The 14928-nt window shown below is 54.5% G+C and carries 11 protein-coding genes; 4 read left to right on the top strand and 7 right to left on the bottom strand.

From position 1 onward, the window contains the following. Nucleotides 1–96: 96 nt before the first annotated feature. The 3 genes from ACAW75_RS14575 to ACAW75_RS14565 all read right to left on the bottom strand — a co-directional run bounded on the left by ACAW75_RS14575 (nucleotide 97) and on the right by ACAW75_RS14565 (nucleotide 2866). Nucleotides 97–738 (bottom strand): inorganic pyrophosphatase, encoded by a 642-nt coding sequence (locus ACAW75_RS14575; protein ID WP_370729462.1) that lies wholly within the window; start codon nucleotides 736–738, stop codon nucleotides 97–99. Between the two features lie 183 nt (nucleotides 739–921). Continuing rightward, nucleotides 922–1896 carry a glycosyltransferase family 2 protein gene (locus ACAW75_RS14570; RefSeq protein ID WP_370729461.1) on the bottom strand — a complete coding sequence of 325 codons (975 nt, stop codon included), beginning with the start codon at nucleotides 1894–1896 and terminating at the stop codon, nucleotides 922–924. A 136-nt stretch (nucleotides 1897–2032) separates the two neighbouring features. Then, nucleotides 2033–2866, bottom strand: coding sequence for a tRNA1(Val) (adenine(37)-N6)-methyltransferase (locus ACAW75_RS14565; RefSeq protein ID WP_370729460.1), 834 nt, complete (start codon nucleotides 2864–2866; stop codon nucleotides 2033–2035). Nucleotides 2867–2873: 7 nt separating this feature from the next. Here ACAW75_RS14565 and ACAW75_RS14560 point away from each other — a divergent pair, with 7 nt between their 5' ends. Further along, nucleotides 2874–3404: an NADPH-dependent FMN reductase gene (locus tag ACAW75_RS14560; RefSeq protein ID WP_370729459.1), complete on the top strand. Its 531-nt coding sequence runs from the start codon at nucleotides 2874–2876 to the stop codon at nucleotides 3402–3404. 29 nt (nucleotides 3405–3433) lie between these two features. On the opposite strand, the gene ACAW75_RS14555 is transcribed toward ACAW75_RS14560, so the two are convergent. After that, nucleotides 3434–6997: a methylmalonyl-CoA mutase family protein gene (locus tag ACAW75_RS14555; protein ID WP_370729458.1), complete on the bottom strand. Its 3564-nt coding sequence runs from the start codon at nucleotides 6995–6997 to the stop codon at nucleotides 3434–3436. Nucleotides 6998–7127: 130 nt separating this feature from the next. Here ACAW75_RS14555 and ACAW75_RS14550 point away from each other — a divergent pair, with 130 nt between their 5' ends. Both ACAW75_RS14550 and ACAW75_RS14545 read left to right on the top strand, forming a co-directional pair. Then, entirely contained in the window at nucleotides 7128–7991 is an 864-nt protein-coding gene (locus tag ACAW75_RS14550; protein WP_370729457.1) for a TraB/GumN family protein, read from the top strand. A gap of 88 nt (nucleotides 7992–8079) precedes the next feature. Next, nucleotides 8080–8547 carry a hypothetical protein gene (locus tag ACAW75_RS14545; protein ID WP_370729456.1) on the top strand — a complete coding sequence of 156 codons (468 nt, stop codon included), beginning with the start codon at nucleotides 8080–8082 and terminating at the stop codon, nucleotides 8545–8547. 73 nt (nucleotides 8548–8620) lie between these two features. On the opposite strand, the gene ACAW75_RS14540 is transcribed toward ACAW75_RS14545, so the two are convergent. Both ACAW75_RS14540 and ACAW75_RS14535 read right to left on the bottom strand, forming a co-directional pair. Further along, complete coding sequence (locus ACAW75_RS14540; RefSeq protein ID WP_370729455.1) at nucleotides 8621–9865, bottom strand: ABC transporter permease; 1245 nt, start codon at nucleotides 9863–9865, stop codon at nucleotides 8621–8623. 187 nt (nucleotides 9866–10052) lie between these two features. Beyond that, complete coding sequence (locus ACAW75_RS14535; RefSeq protein ID WP_370729454.1) at nucleotides 10053–10628, bottom strand: DUF4136 domain-containing protein; 576 nt, start codon at nucleotides 10626–10628, stop codon at nucleotides 10053–10055. Between the two features lie 186 nt (nucleotides 10629–10814). On the opposite strand from ACAW75_RS14535, the gene ACAW75_RS14530 reads away from it, so the two are divergent. After that, nucleotides 10815–13814, top strand: a complete 3000-nt coding sequence (locus ACAW75_RS14530) for a hypothetical protein (protein WP_370729453.1) — start codon at nucleotides 10815–10817, stop codon at nucleotides 13812–13814. A 220-nt stretch (nucleotides 13815–14034) separates the two neighbouring features. On the opposite strand, the gene ACAW75_RS14525 is transcribed toward ACAW75_RS14530, so the two are convergent. Then, entirely contained in the window at nucleotides 14035–14733 is a 699-nt protein-coding gene (locus ACAW75_RS14525; protein ID WP_370729452.1) for a GDSL-type esterase/lipase family protein, read from the bottom strand. Nucleotides 14734–14928: the final 195 nt, after the last annotated feature.

Here is a 14928-nt window from a genome sequence, read left to right as displayed (position 1 = left end):
GTAGGATGGAAGGGTAAATGCCTGTAGAGACGCCATCAGGCTTGTAATGTTCCATGGCGATACGGCTGACGCATGCTAAGACGCAATTAGGCGTCTCTACAACGTCTTGTAATCTTCCATGGCGGTACGAATGACCTCATAGGCCTCTTCTCGGCCGTAGATACTGGCCAGTTCCATCACGGTAGGCTGGTCGGGCAGGTTTTTGTAGGTCAGGAAATAATGTTGAAGGCGATCAACCACGCTTTCGGGCAGTTCAGACAGGTCGTTGAAGGCATCGTACATGGCATCACCTTTCAACACGGCAATGATCTTATCGTCAGCTTCTCCCTTGTCGATCAGCCGGAAACCACCGATGGGGCGGGCCTGCAACAGGATGTCGCCGTGTGTGATCGTCGACTCGGTCAGCACGCAGATATCGAGGGGGTCGCCGTCGCCTTCAGGAATAGTACGGCCTGTTTTTTCAGACGCCAGGTTAGCAATCCCTTCACCACAATAGGTCTGCGGAATGAAGCCATACAGCGACGGGATGATGTTCGAATATTTCTGCGGACGGTCGATTTTCAGGTAGCCCGTCTGCTTGTCGATTTCGTACTTGACCGTGTCTGACGGAACAATCTCGATGAAGGCAGTCAGCATTTCGGGGGCAGCGTCGCCGGGGGTAATGCCATGCCAGGGGTGAGCTTTCGACTGCGCCTTGACAACGGTGTCAATTTCTTTGGTTGAGAATTCAGCTTCCATAATTGGTAATTGAAAAATTTGTATTATTCCGCGAAACGGAATTGATATAAATGACACATCCCGGTATTCGGCATCCTATTCCAGCCATAAGCTGAACGGATACCAGATACCGGGACGACTCTAGGCAGCACACCAAATATGGCCCTGCCGAAGTGATAACACAAAGATAAGACGGTAGTTAGGCTAAACCGTCACTGTCTCCGAAAAACCTATCTTTCGGGCAATTTGGTACTCCGTGGTCTTCCCCGACGACTGCCGGATATACAGTTCGGCCAGGAAGCCGGCCAGGAACAGTTGAACCCCTAAGATAATGGCAATCAGGCCGAAATAGAACAGCGGATTATCCGTCGCATTCCGGTAAGGCAACCCTTGCAGGATATTGTACTTTTTCTGACCGACGATCACCAGCGCCATCACCATGCCAAAGAAGAACGACAACGTACCCAGCCCACCGAAGAAGTGCATTGGCCGCTTGCTGAACTTGTTAACGAAGGCAATGACCAGGATGTCGAGGAAGCCGTTCACGAATCGTTCGAGGCCAAACTTGGTGGTACCATACTTGCGGGCCCGGTGCTGCACCACCTTCTCGCCAATGCGGCTGTACCCGTTCCAGTTGGCGATGATCGGGATGTTGCGATGCATGTCGCCATAGAGGTTCAGCGACTTTACCACCTCCTGCCGGTACGCTTTCAGGCCGCAGTTGAAATCATGCAGCTTAACGCCCGACACCCAGCGGGCCACGCCATTGAACAGCTTGGTAGGCAGGGTTTTAGTAATGGGGTCATACCGTTTTTCTTTCCAGCCCGACACCAGATCGTACCCCTCTTCGGTGATCATCCGGTAGAGTTCAGGAATCTCATCGGGACTATCCTGCAAATCGGCGTCCATCGTGATAACGACCCGGCCACGCGCAGCCTGAAAGCCCGTTTGCAGCGCGGCTGTTTTTCCCGAGTTACGCGCAAACCGGATGGCCCGCACATGGGGATTCCGCGCAGCCAGCCCTTCGATCACGTCCCAGGAATGATCGGTGCTGCCATCATCCATGAAGAGCAATTCATACGAATAAGTGTGTTCCGTCACGACCCGAACAATCCAGTCGTGCAGTTCGGGCAGCGACTCGTCTTCATTATAGAGCGGAATCAATATAGTCAGTTGCATGGGGTACTATGCTTGACGTTCAATAGTTACTGGTTATCAGTCAATAGTATCTGCCTAAAAAACAGCCCGTTGGCCATTCATCTTCGACAGCAAGATTGCCTGTTACACGTTGAACGTTTTCAAAGGTCGTAAGATTTCAGAATATCAGGTAGTAAGGCTGCAATAAGGCACGGAATTCGGGGGTATAGGTACGTCCATCGAGTTCGTGGATAGCCAGTTGCTCAGGCACGAAGTCAATGGGTGAATCAGCAAAACGAAAAGCCGTTACATGCCGGAACACGGGCTTTTCTGCATGATGACGCAACTGCAGTTGTCGGCATGGCTGCAACGTACCTGACACCACTGCTTGGTTCGCCAGGTTGATCAACGCATCTGATTCTGGCGGGGGCAGCAATACCCACCACGTACCTGTCGGCCGGAGCAATCGCCGGACCGCTGTGAGTAACTCGGCAAACGGCAGATCATCCGTATGCAAGGCACGATTCACGGCCTTGTCGGGCGAGCGTAGTGAATTGGTATAGAAGGGTGGATTGGTCAGCATGCAATCATACACCGGCTCAGGTACGTTGTTCGCTTCGCCAGTTAGGTACGTTTGAATCGGCGTATGCCAGACACGTACCTGCTTGGCAAACGGGCTGGCAGCCACATTCTCCGCCGCCTGCCCAGCCGCCACCTCATCGAGTTCAACGGCATCGATCCGCGCATCGGGGTTTCGCTGGGCGGCCATCAGGGCCAACAGGCCGGTGCCGGTGCCGATATCGAGCAATCGCTCGCCAGCTACATCGGCCCAGGCACCCAGCACACAGGCGTCGGTACAGACCTTCATGGCCGTTCGGTCTTGCTGGATGGTAAATTGTTTGAAACGAAACATAAGGGCGTTCGAGCAACGGAAGTACGCGGAGTTTTCTGCTAAAAAAACGAATAATCTCTGTGCAACTTCGTGTTCCCTCCGTGAATCGCTTCGACCCATTCAATAAATGAACATTCTTGGCCTATCCGGTAGCCTGCGTTCCGGCTCAACTAACGCACAGGTGTTACTGGCTGTGGGGCGCTTGCTGCCCCCTTCAGTCCAACTCACGATTTATGAGGGGCTGGACGCGTTACCGCACTTCAGCCCGGAGCGCGACAACGAGACCATACCCATGAGCGTTCGGGCGCTGCGCCAGGCCATCGGGCAGGCGCAGGCAGTTATTATCTGTACGCCTGAGTATGCGTTTGGTATTCCCGGTGTGCTGAAAAATGCCCTCGACTGGTGCGTATCTACCGTTCTGTTCGATCAAAAACCAGTGGCTGCTATCAGCGCCTCGCCCGGCTACGCCGGTGGCGAACGCGCCATGGCCTCGCTTTTACCCACGCTTACCGCCCTTAACACGCACATTCCCGGCGGTTGTTCACTAGTGCTTTCCTCCATCCGAACCAAGATGAACGCGAGCGGTGAAATCATCGATCCAGCTACCGAGCAGGCTTTGCAGCGGTTGGCAGATGAGTTGGTTGCTGATGCTAACTAAATTGCGTTTGCTAGTGTGAAGCAACACACCTACATGTTCCGTCGGTATTGCCCGCCCACGGCGTAGAGGGCTTGTGAGAGTTGACCCAGTGAGCAGACTTTAGCAGCGTCCATCAGGCTGGCGAATAGGTTGCCACCGGTTAAGGCCGTTTTCTGAAGTTGTTGCAACGCTACCTCGGCGGCACCGGCATTGCGCTCCCGGAACTGGCGGACATTATCTACCTGGGCGCGTTTCTCCTCGTCGGTGCTGCGAATCACTTCGGTCGGCGTGATGGTGGGCGAGCCATTCGGGTCAAGGAACGTGTTGACACCAACGATGGGCAACTGACCGTTGTGTTTCAGTGTCTCGTAATACATCGATTCTTCCTGAATTTTGCTTCGCTGGTACATCCGTTCCATGGCTCCCAACACACCTCCCCGCTCGTTGATGGCCAGGAATTCTTGATACACCGCTTCTTCCACCAGGTCGGTCAGTTCTTCCACCACGAATGATCCCTGCAACGGATTTTCATTTTTGGTCAGGCCAAATTCGCGGTTGATCACCAGTTGAATGGCCATAGCCCGCCGCACCGATTCCTCCGTTGGCGTGGTGATCGCTTCGTCGTAGGCGTTGGTGTGCAGTGAATTGGTATTATCGTAAATGGCCAGCAACGCCTGCAACGTGGTACGGATATCGTTGAAGGCAATTTCCTGCGCGTGCAAGCTCCGTCCCGACGTCTGAATATGGTATTTTAGCTTCTGGCTCCGGTCATTGCCGTTGTATTTGTGCTTGATCGCCTTGGCCCATATGCGCCGCGCCACCCGGCCCAACACCGTGTATTCGGGGTCCATGCCGTTCGAGAAGAAGAACGACAGGTTGGGGGCGAAGTCGTCGATAGGCAGGCCACGGCTCAGGTAATATTCTACGAACGTGAAGCCATTCGAGAGCGTAAACGCCAGCTGACTGATCGGATTGGCCCCTGCTTCGGCAATGTGGTAGCCCGAAATAGACACCGAATAGAAGTTCTGAACGCGGTGCTGCGTGAAATATTCCTGAATGTCGCCCATCATGCGCAGGGCAAATTCGGTAGAGAAAATGCAGGTATTCTGCGCCTGATCTTCCTTCAGAATATCGGCCTGCACGGTGCCACGTACTTTGCGCAGCGTATCGGCTTTGATCTGCTCATACACCTCGGCCGGCATAATCTTATCGCCGGTAGTCCCTAGCAGCGCCAGCCCCAGGCCGTTATTACCGTCGGGTAGCGAACCCTGGTAGGGGGAGGAAGGGAAGAACGGCAGAACGGAGGAAGGAGTCCTGGACAGCTCCCCTTCTCCTTTTCCTCCGTTCTCCCTTTCCTCCTTCCCTTCCAACCACTTCTCCACCTGCTGATCAATGGCCGCGTTCAGAAAGAAGGCCAGCAGCATGGGCGCGGGGCCGTTGATGGTCATCGACACGCTGGTGGCAGGGTCGCAGAGGTCGAAGCCGGAATAGAGTTTTTTGGCGTCATCGAGCGTAGCGATGCTAACGCCCGAGTTGCCCACTTTACCGAAAATATCGGGGCGCAGGGCGGGGTCTTCGCCGTAGAGGGTCACCGAATCGAAGGCAGTAGACAGTCGTTTGGCAGGCATGCCTTTCGAGACGTAGTGGAACCGGCGATTGGTTCGTTCGGGCCCGCCTTCACCGGCAAACATCCGCGTCGGGTCTTCGCCTTCACGCTTCAGGGGAAATACACCGGCCGTGTAGGGAAACTCGCCGGGTACGTTCTCACGCATGAGCCAGCGTAGCACATCGCCCCAGTCGGAATATTTCGGCAACGCTACTTTCGGAATTCGGAGGTGCGATAACGTTTCGGTGTACAGCGGCTGGCGAATTACCTTGTCGCGGACTTTAAACTCGTACTGATCGGCCGTGTAGCGTTGCTGCATGTCGGGCCACTGCTGCAACAAGGCGCGGGCTTCCGGGTGCAGTTGCGCCGCGAACTGACCGTAGAGGGCCTGGACCTCACCCCCCAGCCCCCTCTCCTCGTTCTGAGGAGAGGGGGGGGTATTCCTGCCTTCCGGTATATTTTCAGAATTTGGTTCAAGAGAACTGTTGTCTACGCGATCATTCTCCTGAACACTGGAACGTAGAAGTGCCCCCCCCTCTCCTCGTTTTGAGGAGAGGGGGCTGGGGGGTGAGGTCATCGCCAAGACACCATCCAGTTGGTACAACTTCGTCGCCAGCGTAGCCTGTTCCGTCACGAACCGGTCGTAACGGCGGCTTTCCTCCACAATCTCGGCCAGGTAACGTACCCGGTCGGGCGGGATTATTGAGGAGGAACGGAGGAACGGAAGAGAAGAGGAAGGGGGGCTGTCAGAAACTCCTTCCTCCTTTCCTCCGTTCCCCCTTTCCTCCAGCAATGCCATCGCTCGGCTAAACAACTCGTTCATACCGGCGTCGTTGAACTGGGCGGCCATGGTGCCCAGGATGGGCAGTTGCTCGTCGGGGGTGTCCCAGTCGTTATGGTTGCGGCGATACTGCTTGCGTACGTCGCGCAGGGCATCGAGCGAACCGCGCTTGTCGAATTTGTTGATGGCGATGAGGTCGGCGAAATCGAGCATATCGATCTTTTCCAGCTGCGTGGCTGCGCCATACTCGGCCGTCATCACATAAAGCGTTTTGTCGGCATGTTCAGTGATTTCGGTATCTGACTGGCCAATGCCCGACGTTTCCACGATGACCAGATCGAAACCTGCGCTTTTGCAAATGTCGATCGCATCCTGCACGTGCCGACTGAGCGCCAGATTAGCCTGCCGCGTGGCCAGCGACCGCATGTATACCCGTCCCTGACTGACGGCCGGATTCAGCGTATTCATCCTGATCCGGTCACCCAGCAAAGCGCCGCCCGTTTTCCGTTTTGACGGATCGACCGAGATGATCGCCATGGTCTTGTCTGGGTACGTTCGCAGGAAGCGCAGAATCAGTTCATCGACCAGCGACGATTTGCCCGCGCCACCCGTACCGGTAATACCGAGAACGGGTGGAGAACTGAGCAAGGGGCGAGCGGCGTAGGGCTGGCCATTTTCGGCCAGGGTAATAAGCCGGGCAATAGTCGAAAAGTCAGTAAGATCAGGCTGAATCGTGGATCCGGCTCCGGGCCCCCGGCCCCCCGGCCCCTGCTCCCGGCATCGCGCCAGCAGGTCATCGATCATGCCCTGCAGGCCGAGCGTACGACCATCATCGGGGCTGTAGAGGCGGGCAATGCCGTAGGCGTGTAATTCCTCTATTTCGCGGGGAAGAATAGTGCCGCCGCCACCGCCGAATAGTTTGATATGCCCTGCGCCGCGTTCCTGAAGCAGGTCGTACATGTATTTAAAAAACTCAAGATGCCCGCCCTGGTAGCTGGTGATGGCAATGCCCTGCACGTCTTCCTGAATGGCGCAATCAACGATCTCGGCCACCGACCGGTTATGACCCAGGTGAATCACCTCCGCTCCCGACGATTGCAACAGTCGCCGCATGAGGTTAATGGCGGCATCATGTCCGTCGAAGAGTGACGCGGCAGTCACCAGCCGAAGCCGGGTCGGAGTGACAATGGCGGCCGACGTTTGGGGTTGTTCGGATGAAGTAATCATAGGTCAAAGATACCGGTTTCGTCCCATCCTTTCTGCCGTTTATCCCAAAGTCTGAGCCAGTGAAACGTGCAAGTGGCTGGCGAGATTACCTTTGTGTACCGACAGACGGCAGTCAATAAACCCAGTCTATATGAAAGCTTACCTAGCGCTTGCCACGGCCTTCGTTGCGCTGGCTACCAACGCGTTTTGCCAGACAGACAATTCGCTGCTCTATGAAGTGACGGGCAAAAGCCTCACCGCTCCCTCCTATCTCTACGGCACATTCCACCTCGTTTGCCCCACCGATCTGGTCATCACCGACGCCATGAAAAAAGCCGTTTCTGATACGAAACAGCTGTATCTGGAAATCGACATGGACGACCCGACCCTGCAGGCGACCATGATGCAGGGGCTGATGTTTACCAACGGCAAAACGCTTAAAGACTACCTGTCGGCCGATGACTATACGATGCTGGATACGTACCTGAAAAAAAACTCGGGCATGAGCATGGCAGCACTATCGGCCATTAAACCCATCGGCATGTACTCGTTTCTGGCCATGAGCGCACTGGGTTGTCAGCCCGCCTCCTACGACCTGACGCTGATGCAACTGGCCAGCAAAGACAAAAAAGAGATACTTGGTCTGGAAACGATTGGCGATCAGATGGCTGTGTTCGACAAAATCCCGATGGATAAGCAGGTAGCCATGCTGGTCGATATGGCACGGAAGCCCGACGAGGCTAAACAGGAGCTTACCAAGCTGCTGGACGCCTACAAATCGCAGGATATTACGGCGATGATGCAGCAGATGAAAGACAGCAAGTACGACGGACTAGACGATTTTGAGGCCGATCTGCTGGAAAAACGTAACCAGAACTGGATTCCGGTCATCGAAAAAGCGGCCGCCAGCAAGCCTACCTTCTTCGCCTTTGGAGCCGGTCACCTCGGCGGTGAGAAAGGCGTGATCGCGCTATTACGGAAACAAGGATATAGCGTGAAAGAAGTTAAGAATTGAACATTTCCTAGCGCAATGGCCCAGGCTAAAAAATTAGCGGTCAGTATAGTTACCCGATTATCAAGTCACCAATTGAAAATCAAATAAAATGGAAACGAAATCGACAAACAGAAAGACCTTTCAGCTAACTGAAAACAGCCAGCAGTTAGGTGAACTGATTTACGAGCACTTATTTTCCTTTAAAGCGAAAATCAAGCTACAGAATTCAGAATTCATTAGCATACAACCAGTTGGCTTTTTCAAAACAGGCGTTTCAGTCACAAAGAATGGAGCTGAATTAGCCAACTTAACTATGAATTGGCGTGGACACATTTCGATTAGTTTTCGGGATGGGCAAGAATATATGCTGAAACCAACAGGCATGTTTTACAATAAATTCGTAATTGAAAATAAGGCTGGAGAAAGGTTGATTCAACTAGACCCAAAATTTAGCTGGAGTAAATTCGACTATAATTACGATATCCAATCTGACAAAAAATCGCAGGATATTTTATTGATTTTGCTCGGTGTTTATGCGTCGAACTATTTTATCTCTTTTATGTCGGGCATGGCATAACTATTAGCCTGGCTACCGGTTGCGGATAACAAGCTCATGATTCAGCAGCAGGGGTATACGGTAACTTCTTAACTCATTTCTTAAACACCAGCGCTTTCACGGGGTCGATGCGGTTGACGATGAGGGTGGGAATCCAGAGTGCTACGGCGATGAGCACGATGATGACCAGGTTAATGAGGCCGATAACGGGCCAGTCCCAGACGATGGGTACGTAGGTCATGTAGTAGTTTTTGGCGTCGAGCGGAATGAGTTTGTACTGGTACTGAAGCCAGCACAGGCCTAGCCCGACCGCGTTTCCGATGAACAGGCCCCAGCCAACGATGTTCAGGCCCACGACCACAAACATGCGCCGGAGCAGGGCGTTGGGGCTTCCGAGGGCTTTTAAGAGGCCAATCATCGGGGTACGTTCCATCATGAGCACCAGCAGCACGGAGCCCATGTTGAAGCAGGCCACGAACATGATCAGGATAATGAACACGGCGGTGTTTCGGTCGAGCAGCACCATCCAGTCGAACAGCATACCATATTGATCGGTAACCTTGACAACCCGCATCTCAGGGGGAATCTGGTTCAGCACACGTGCAAACGTTTGGTTGAGCTGAGAAAAATCTCGGACGAACACTTCGTAGCTTCCTACCGAATCGGCTCCCCAGTTATTCAGGCGCTGCACCAGTCGGCGGTCGCCGATTACGAACGTTTTGTCGCCTTCTTCCAGGCCCGTTTCGTAGATACCAACAATGGTCATTTTGCGCGGCCGAAGCCCCGTTGCCCCCTCGCCCAGCCCCGTGAAGTTCAAGATCGCCGATTGGCCCACCGCCAGCCGAAGCTGATTGGCAATGGTTTGGCTGATGAGCAGTTGAGTGGAATAGCCATTTGTAGCCGCCGAATCGAAATTCGGCAGTTTACCCGCCACCAGCGATTCGCCAAAGAGTTGCCAGTCATAATCGGGGCCAACGCCTTTCATCACTACGCCCGACAGGTCGTCGCTGGTTTGTAGAATCCCCGCTTTAGTGGCCACTCCCTGAATATGTCGTACATCGGGCAGTGCCTTGATACGGGCAAAAGCGGGATCTGAGCTGGAAATAGGGGGCGCATCGTAGGAGACATTGCCCGAAAATTTGACCACCTGCAAATGAGCACCGAAGGCAAAAATTTTCTGCTGAATAGTCCGTTTGAAGCCAAACAGAATACTAAAGGCCACGATCAATACGGCCAGACCAATGGCTACACTGGCAATGCCCACGCGCGTAACCGTGGCCGAGAAGCTACCCAGTGGCGCATTACGCACCCGGCTGGCAAGAAAAACAGGGAGGTTCAAGAATGACGATCGTTTAACCACACAAAGCTACAAGGCCAGGCGGCGTTCTGATAGAGTAACGCAAATTAGAACCCAGCGTCAGCAATACACCACCTACCAATCACATTAACGGCCCCTCAACTCGATCAAAATAACGCAAAAACCCCGCCTCGATCGAGGCGGGGTTTCAAACTTATTGCTTCAGTAGTTAGCCGCGTATCTGCGGGAACTGCTCCACGATGCGTTCAACCTGCTTGGCCAGGTTCTGGCTAATCTTGGTCGGGTCACTCACGGCATTCTGTACAGCACCACGCCAGATCAACCGTTTCGTGCGGGCATCGACCATATCGACAACCACAGTACCGGCATCATACTTTTCCTGCGTGTATTGCGTACCGCCAAAGCCATTCCAGCCGGGTCCCCAGCCAGCATAGCCCCAACGACCCCAGCCCGTGTATGGACCATAAAAGCCGTAAGGGCTTGTATTGTTGGCTACGGTACGGGTTTTTTCTTCAACAAAGAAGTGATAGCCTAGCAGCAGATCGGGACGGCGGGGAACTTCTTTCAGGCCTTTTTTGGCCAACTCGGCGGCTACCGTATTCTCCACCTGTTCGGTAGCCAGCTGGTTATAGTATACCGGATTCTGTGAGCCTTTCACATCGGAGTTCATCCAGGCGAACGTGCGGTATTTCGAGAAATCGACGTTGGCCTTGTCAACCGCCACACGCGGGGCACAGGCGCTAAAGCCCACCACAAAGGCAAGCAACAAAAGGGCATTTTTCATCAGTATGTTGAGTCTTGTTGTTTTATAGACTAACAAGAATTTGATCGAAAAAGTTAGTCGTTTGTAAGGCAGGGGGCGTTATACGGGGCGCTTAGACCGGTCTATTCCCGACCCAACCAGGGCTTGCTCCCAGCAACCACGCAGGTACGTTGCCTCGACTTGCGGTTTTTTCGCGTACTTCGCTTTATGCAATTTCGCCTCCTTGCCGCTGCCCTTTTGGCAACCTTGACCGCTACGGCCCAAACGCTGCCGATTCTGAGCCAGAACCCCACCTCGCTCCGCTGGTACCGGATCGAAACGCCGCATTTCAAGGTGCTGTACCCCGAAGGATTTGACCAACCGGCGAAACGAACGGCCCAGCGTCTCGAACAGGTCTACGAACCGGTCAGCGCCGGGCTGGACCGGCGACCCCGCCCGGTATCGGTCATTTTGCAAAATCAGACCAGTGTCAGCAATGCGTTTGCTACGCTGTATCCACGTCGGGCCGAATTTTTTACGTCGCCGCCGCAAGACCCGGCCCTGCTGGGTACGTTGACCTGGACCGACCTGCTGGCCGTGCATGAATACCGCCATATTGTGCAGTACGAAAAAGCGTTGCAAGGCTACGGGCGAATCCTGTACACGCTGCTGGGTGCCCAGGGGCTGGGGTTTCCGTCGCAGGTGGTGACGCCGGGCTGGTTTCTGGAGGGCGATGCGGTGGGCACCGAAACCATTCTGACCCGCAGTGGCCGGGGACGGATCCCGGCTTTTGAACTGGCCACCCGAACCAACCTCCTGACCCGCCCGCCGTTTAGCTACGCCAAAGCCGTTGGCGGCTCGTTCCGCGATAACGTACCTAACCACTATGAGTTAGGCTACTTCCTCACCACCAAACTGAAACGTACCTACGGCCCCGATGCCTGGAGCAAAGCCCTGAACCGGATCTACACCCAGTTTCCTTTTTACCCGTTTTCGTTCTCGAACGGGCTGAAGCAGGTCACAAAATCAGGCGAAAACCCGACAGGAACCCGCGTTGACGATCTGTACAATGAATCGGTGGCAGACCTGATCGAAACATGGAAAAAGAGACAGGCTTCGCTGACCATTACGCCCGCAACACTATACCCGGTTTCGGCCGAAAAAGCGCACACATCCCGGCCCGTTTTCACCAATTATCGCAACCCGCAGTATCTGAGCGACAGCACCATTCTATGCCTGAAAAGCGGCCTTGGCGACATTCCGAAGCTGGTGATGCTAACCCGCAATGGCGTTGAAAAACGGGTGTACACGCAGGGGCTCATTCTGGAAAATCCCGATCACTTTTCGGCAACCTCACAAAAAGCCTGCTGGATCGAAAACCGGTACGACCCGCGCTGGGGCCAGCAACTTTTCGCCGAAATCCGGGTGCTCGATCTGGCTTCCGGCAAGCTCACCCGCCTGACGCGACGCAGCCGTTACAAAGCCGTGGCCCTCTCGCCCGACAACAGCAAGCTCATTGCCGTTCGCAACGACACCGATAACCAGAATCGCCTGGTGGTGCTCGACACCAAAACTGGCCGCGAACTGACCGTGTTGCCTAATCCCACCAATGATCTGTACATTCATCCACGCTGGTTCAACCTCGACGCCATTGTGACGGTGACGCTGTCGAAGGCCGGAAAAACCATTGAACTGATCGATACGCGGAACGGGCAGAAACGGGCTTTACTGCCTGTGTCAACCGAAAACCTGAGCCACCCGCAACCGTACACCAACGCCTTTGTTCTCTTCAATTCGCCCCGCTCAGGCATCGACAATATCTACGGGGTCGATGTGGCGTCGGGGCAGGTGGTACAGGTAACGTCGCGGCCATTCGGGGCTTATCATGCGGCTATGTCAGCCGGCAGTGCACGCGGTCAGTGGATTGCATTTCAGGACTACGACACGCATGGATTCCGCATCGCCGAAATGCCGCTCGACCCCGCTGCCTGGACACCCGTTGAACCGTCGGACCGTACCAAGCCCGGCACCGTTACCGACCAGGCTACTCGTTATTTTGGGCCACTGCTCAACGCTGGAGCGCAAACGATCGCACCCATTGCCAATGACTCGGTTGCTCCTTCACCAGTTTCGGCACCTGAACGTTATCGTCGGCTGGCGCATCCGCTGACTATTTATAGCTGGGGCCCCGTGTTTTCGTCGAACGGGCAGGCGCTGAATGTGGGTATCCAGTCACAGGATTTGCTGGCTACTACGCAGATCACGGCGGCCTATACGTATAATCAGAGTGAGCAGGTGGGTGGCTTTGCGGCCAATCTGAGCTATCAGGGCCTGTATCCGGTGCTCGACCTGGGTTTCCAGACCGGCAACCGGCGGACCTCCTATTACCTCGATCGCTACAACCCGCTCGACAGCCTCCGTACCGACACGTGGCGGTACAATCAGGTAACGGCGGGTATTCGGCTGCCTTTTCAGTTAACCCAATCGCGGTTCAACCAAAGCGCTAATCTGTCGGCTTACTACGGATTTTTGCAGGTCAGCGGCTACGATTTGCCGGGCCGTTTGTTCACTGAAACGGGTAATGGCTCCCTGCACACAATGACCTACGGGGCCAATTACGCGCTGACATTACGCCAGAATCGCCGCGACGTGGGGCCACGGCTGGGGGTCGCGGTAAGCACGCAGGTACGCAGCACACCGTTCGCGAAGGCAGGCAGCCTGACAGGTTTACAGTGGGGTACGTCGATGAACGTGTTCTTGCCGGGCATTGGCAAGCATCATTACATCACGTTGCGGGGTGCCTATCAATACCAGTGGGGCACACCCGACGCCAACAAGTTGTACCGGTTCCAGGCCAGCGTACTCTATCCACGCGGTGCCGCCTATATTCCGTTCGACAATCTGGCGGTATTCGGTGGTGACTACCGCCTCCCCCTCGCCGACATGCATCTGTCGCTTACCCGGCTCCTTTACATTCAGCGCCTTAAAGGCGGGGTTTTCTCCGATTACGCCCGGGGTACCAGCAGGTTAGTACAGTATGACAGCCGGGGTGTTCCGCGCGCTATCGTTCCATCCAGTTCCTACGATTGGACAGTCGGGGCTGATCTCTCGGTCGTCTTCAATCCGCTCCGGCTCCGTACCCCGCTGGAACTAGGCCTCCGCACCACCTACAGCATCCGCACGGGCCAATACCTCCTGCAACCGCTGGTGCTGGATATTGGTTTTTGAAAAGCTCTGTTTACTGTTGCTCCGCGTATCCGCGACCTATTTCATTAGAAGTTGTTTGAGTTAATTTTCCGTCGCGTAGCCGCACCGGCGGACCGGACCTAACAATCTAGCGTTTTGTTGGGTCCGGTCCGCCGGTGCGGCTACGCGACGATTTTGCTAACTCAAACAGCTTCTTAGCAGCGCAACAGAAGACAGTAAACAGAAGACACAGGGCAGGCTTTCACTTCACCATCAGCGCCACAACGGGTTCGATGAGTTTTCGGGAAGCAGTGGCATCCAGATGAAGGCCGTCGGCGGTCATGGTTTCGATGTCGAGACCAGGCGTTCGGAAGCCGTCGACGAAGAGGCAACCATGTTGCCGCGCTACTTTTTTGAAGGCCTTCGACATGGCTTTTACGCGTTGGCTACCACCAGCATATTTCGCCGTGGCTTCCGCTTTCATTCCGTAGGGCGGGGGCGAAATAATGATTATTCTGGCCTTCTGAATGACTGTGTACGGGCAATGTTTGATCAGCTCGATCAGCTTTCCCAGATTAACAGGGACGTCTGCCTGACGGTCAGCAAAAATAGCTTTACCATCGTTGGTACCCAGTTCGATCACAATGAAATCGTAGGGTTGGGAGCCCGTCAGTTCGGCGGCTTTTTTCAGGTTTTGCCCAGTAACCAACAGGGCATTCAGTGTGCTGTCGCCATTGTTGACAAACCCGATCGTTCGCCCCGATTGGCTGATGTTATGCACCACCGCATTCGGAAGCGCGAGCCTGAGTTGCTGTGGCCAACTGTGCGGAAATGTACCGTTGCTATCCCCAAAGGTCAGCAGGGTAAGCCGTTTCTCCGACAGACTGGCAGGCTGGGCAAAAACAGCAGTTGACACGAGCAGTTGAAGTGCAAAAAGGCACTGAAGGATGGGCTTTTTCATTGAGCCAAGTTCACGGATTAGGCGCTAATTCCCTAACAAATCGCAATCTAAACAGCGCGTTTATTGATTGGCTTAGGCAAAGCCATTACAGCATAGCTAATTTACTTATCATCAGTTAGTTAGCCAGTGAATAACACGCTATTTATCACCGCCTCGCGGTCAGGCACAAGCGCATGAAAACGAATTTGGCTCAAC

The organism is Fibrella arboris, from assembly GCF_041321095.1.
GTDB classification, from domain to species: domain Bacteria; phylum Bacteroidota; class Bacteroidia; order Cytophagales; family Spirosomataceae; genus Fibrella; species Fibrella arboris.
Note: the sequence above shows the minus strand (reverse complement) of the source record. Positions and strands in the feature narration are given on the sequence as shown.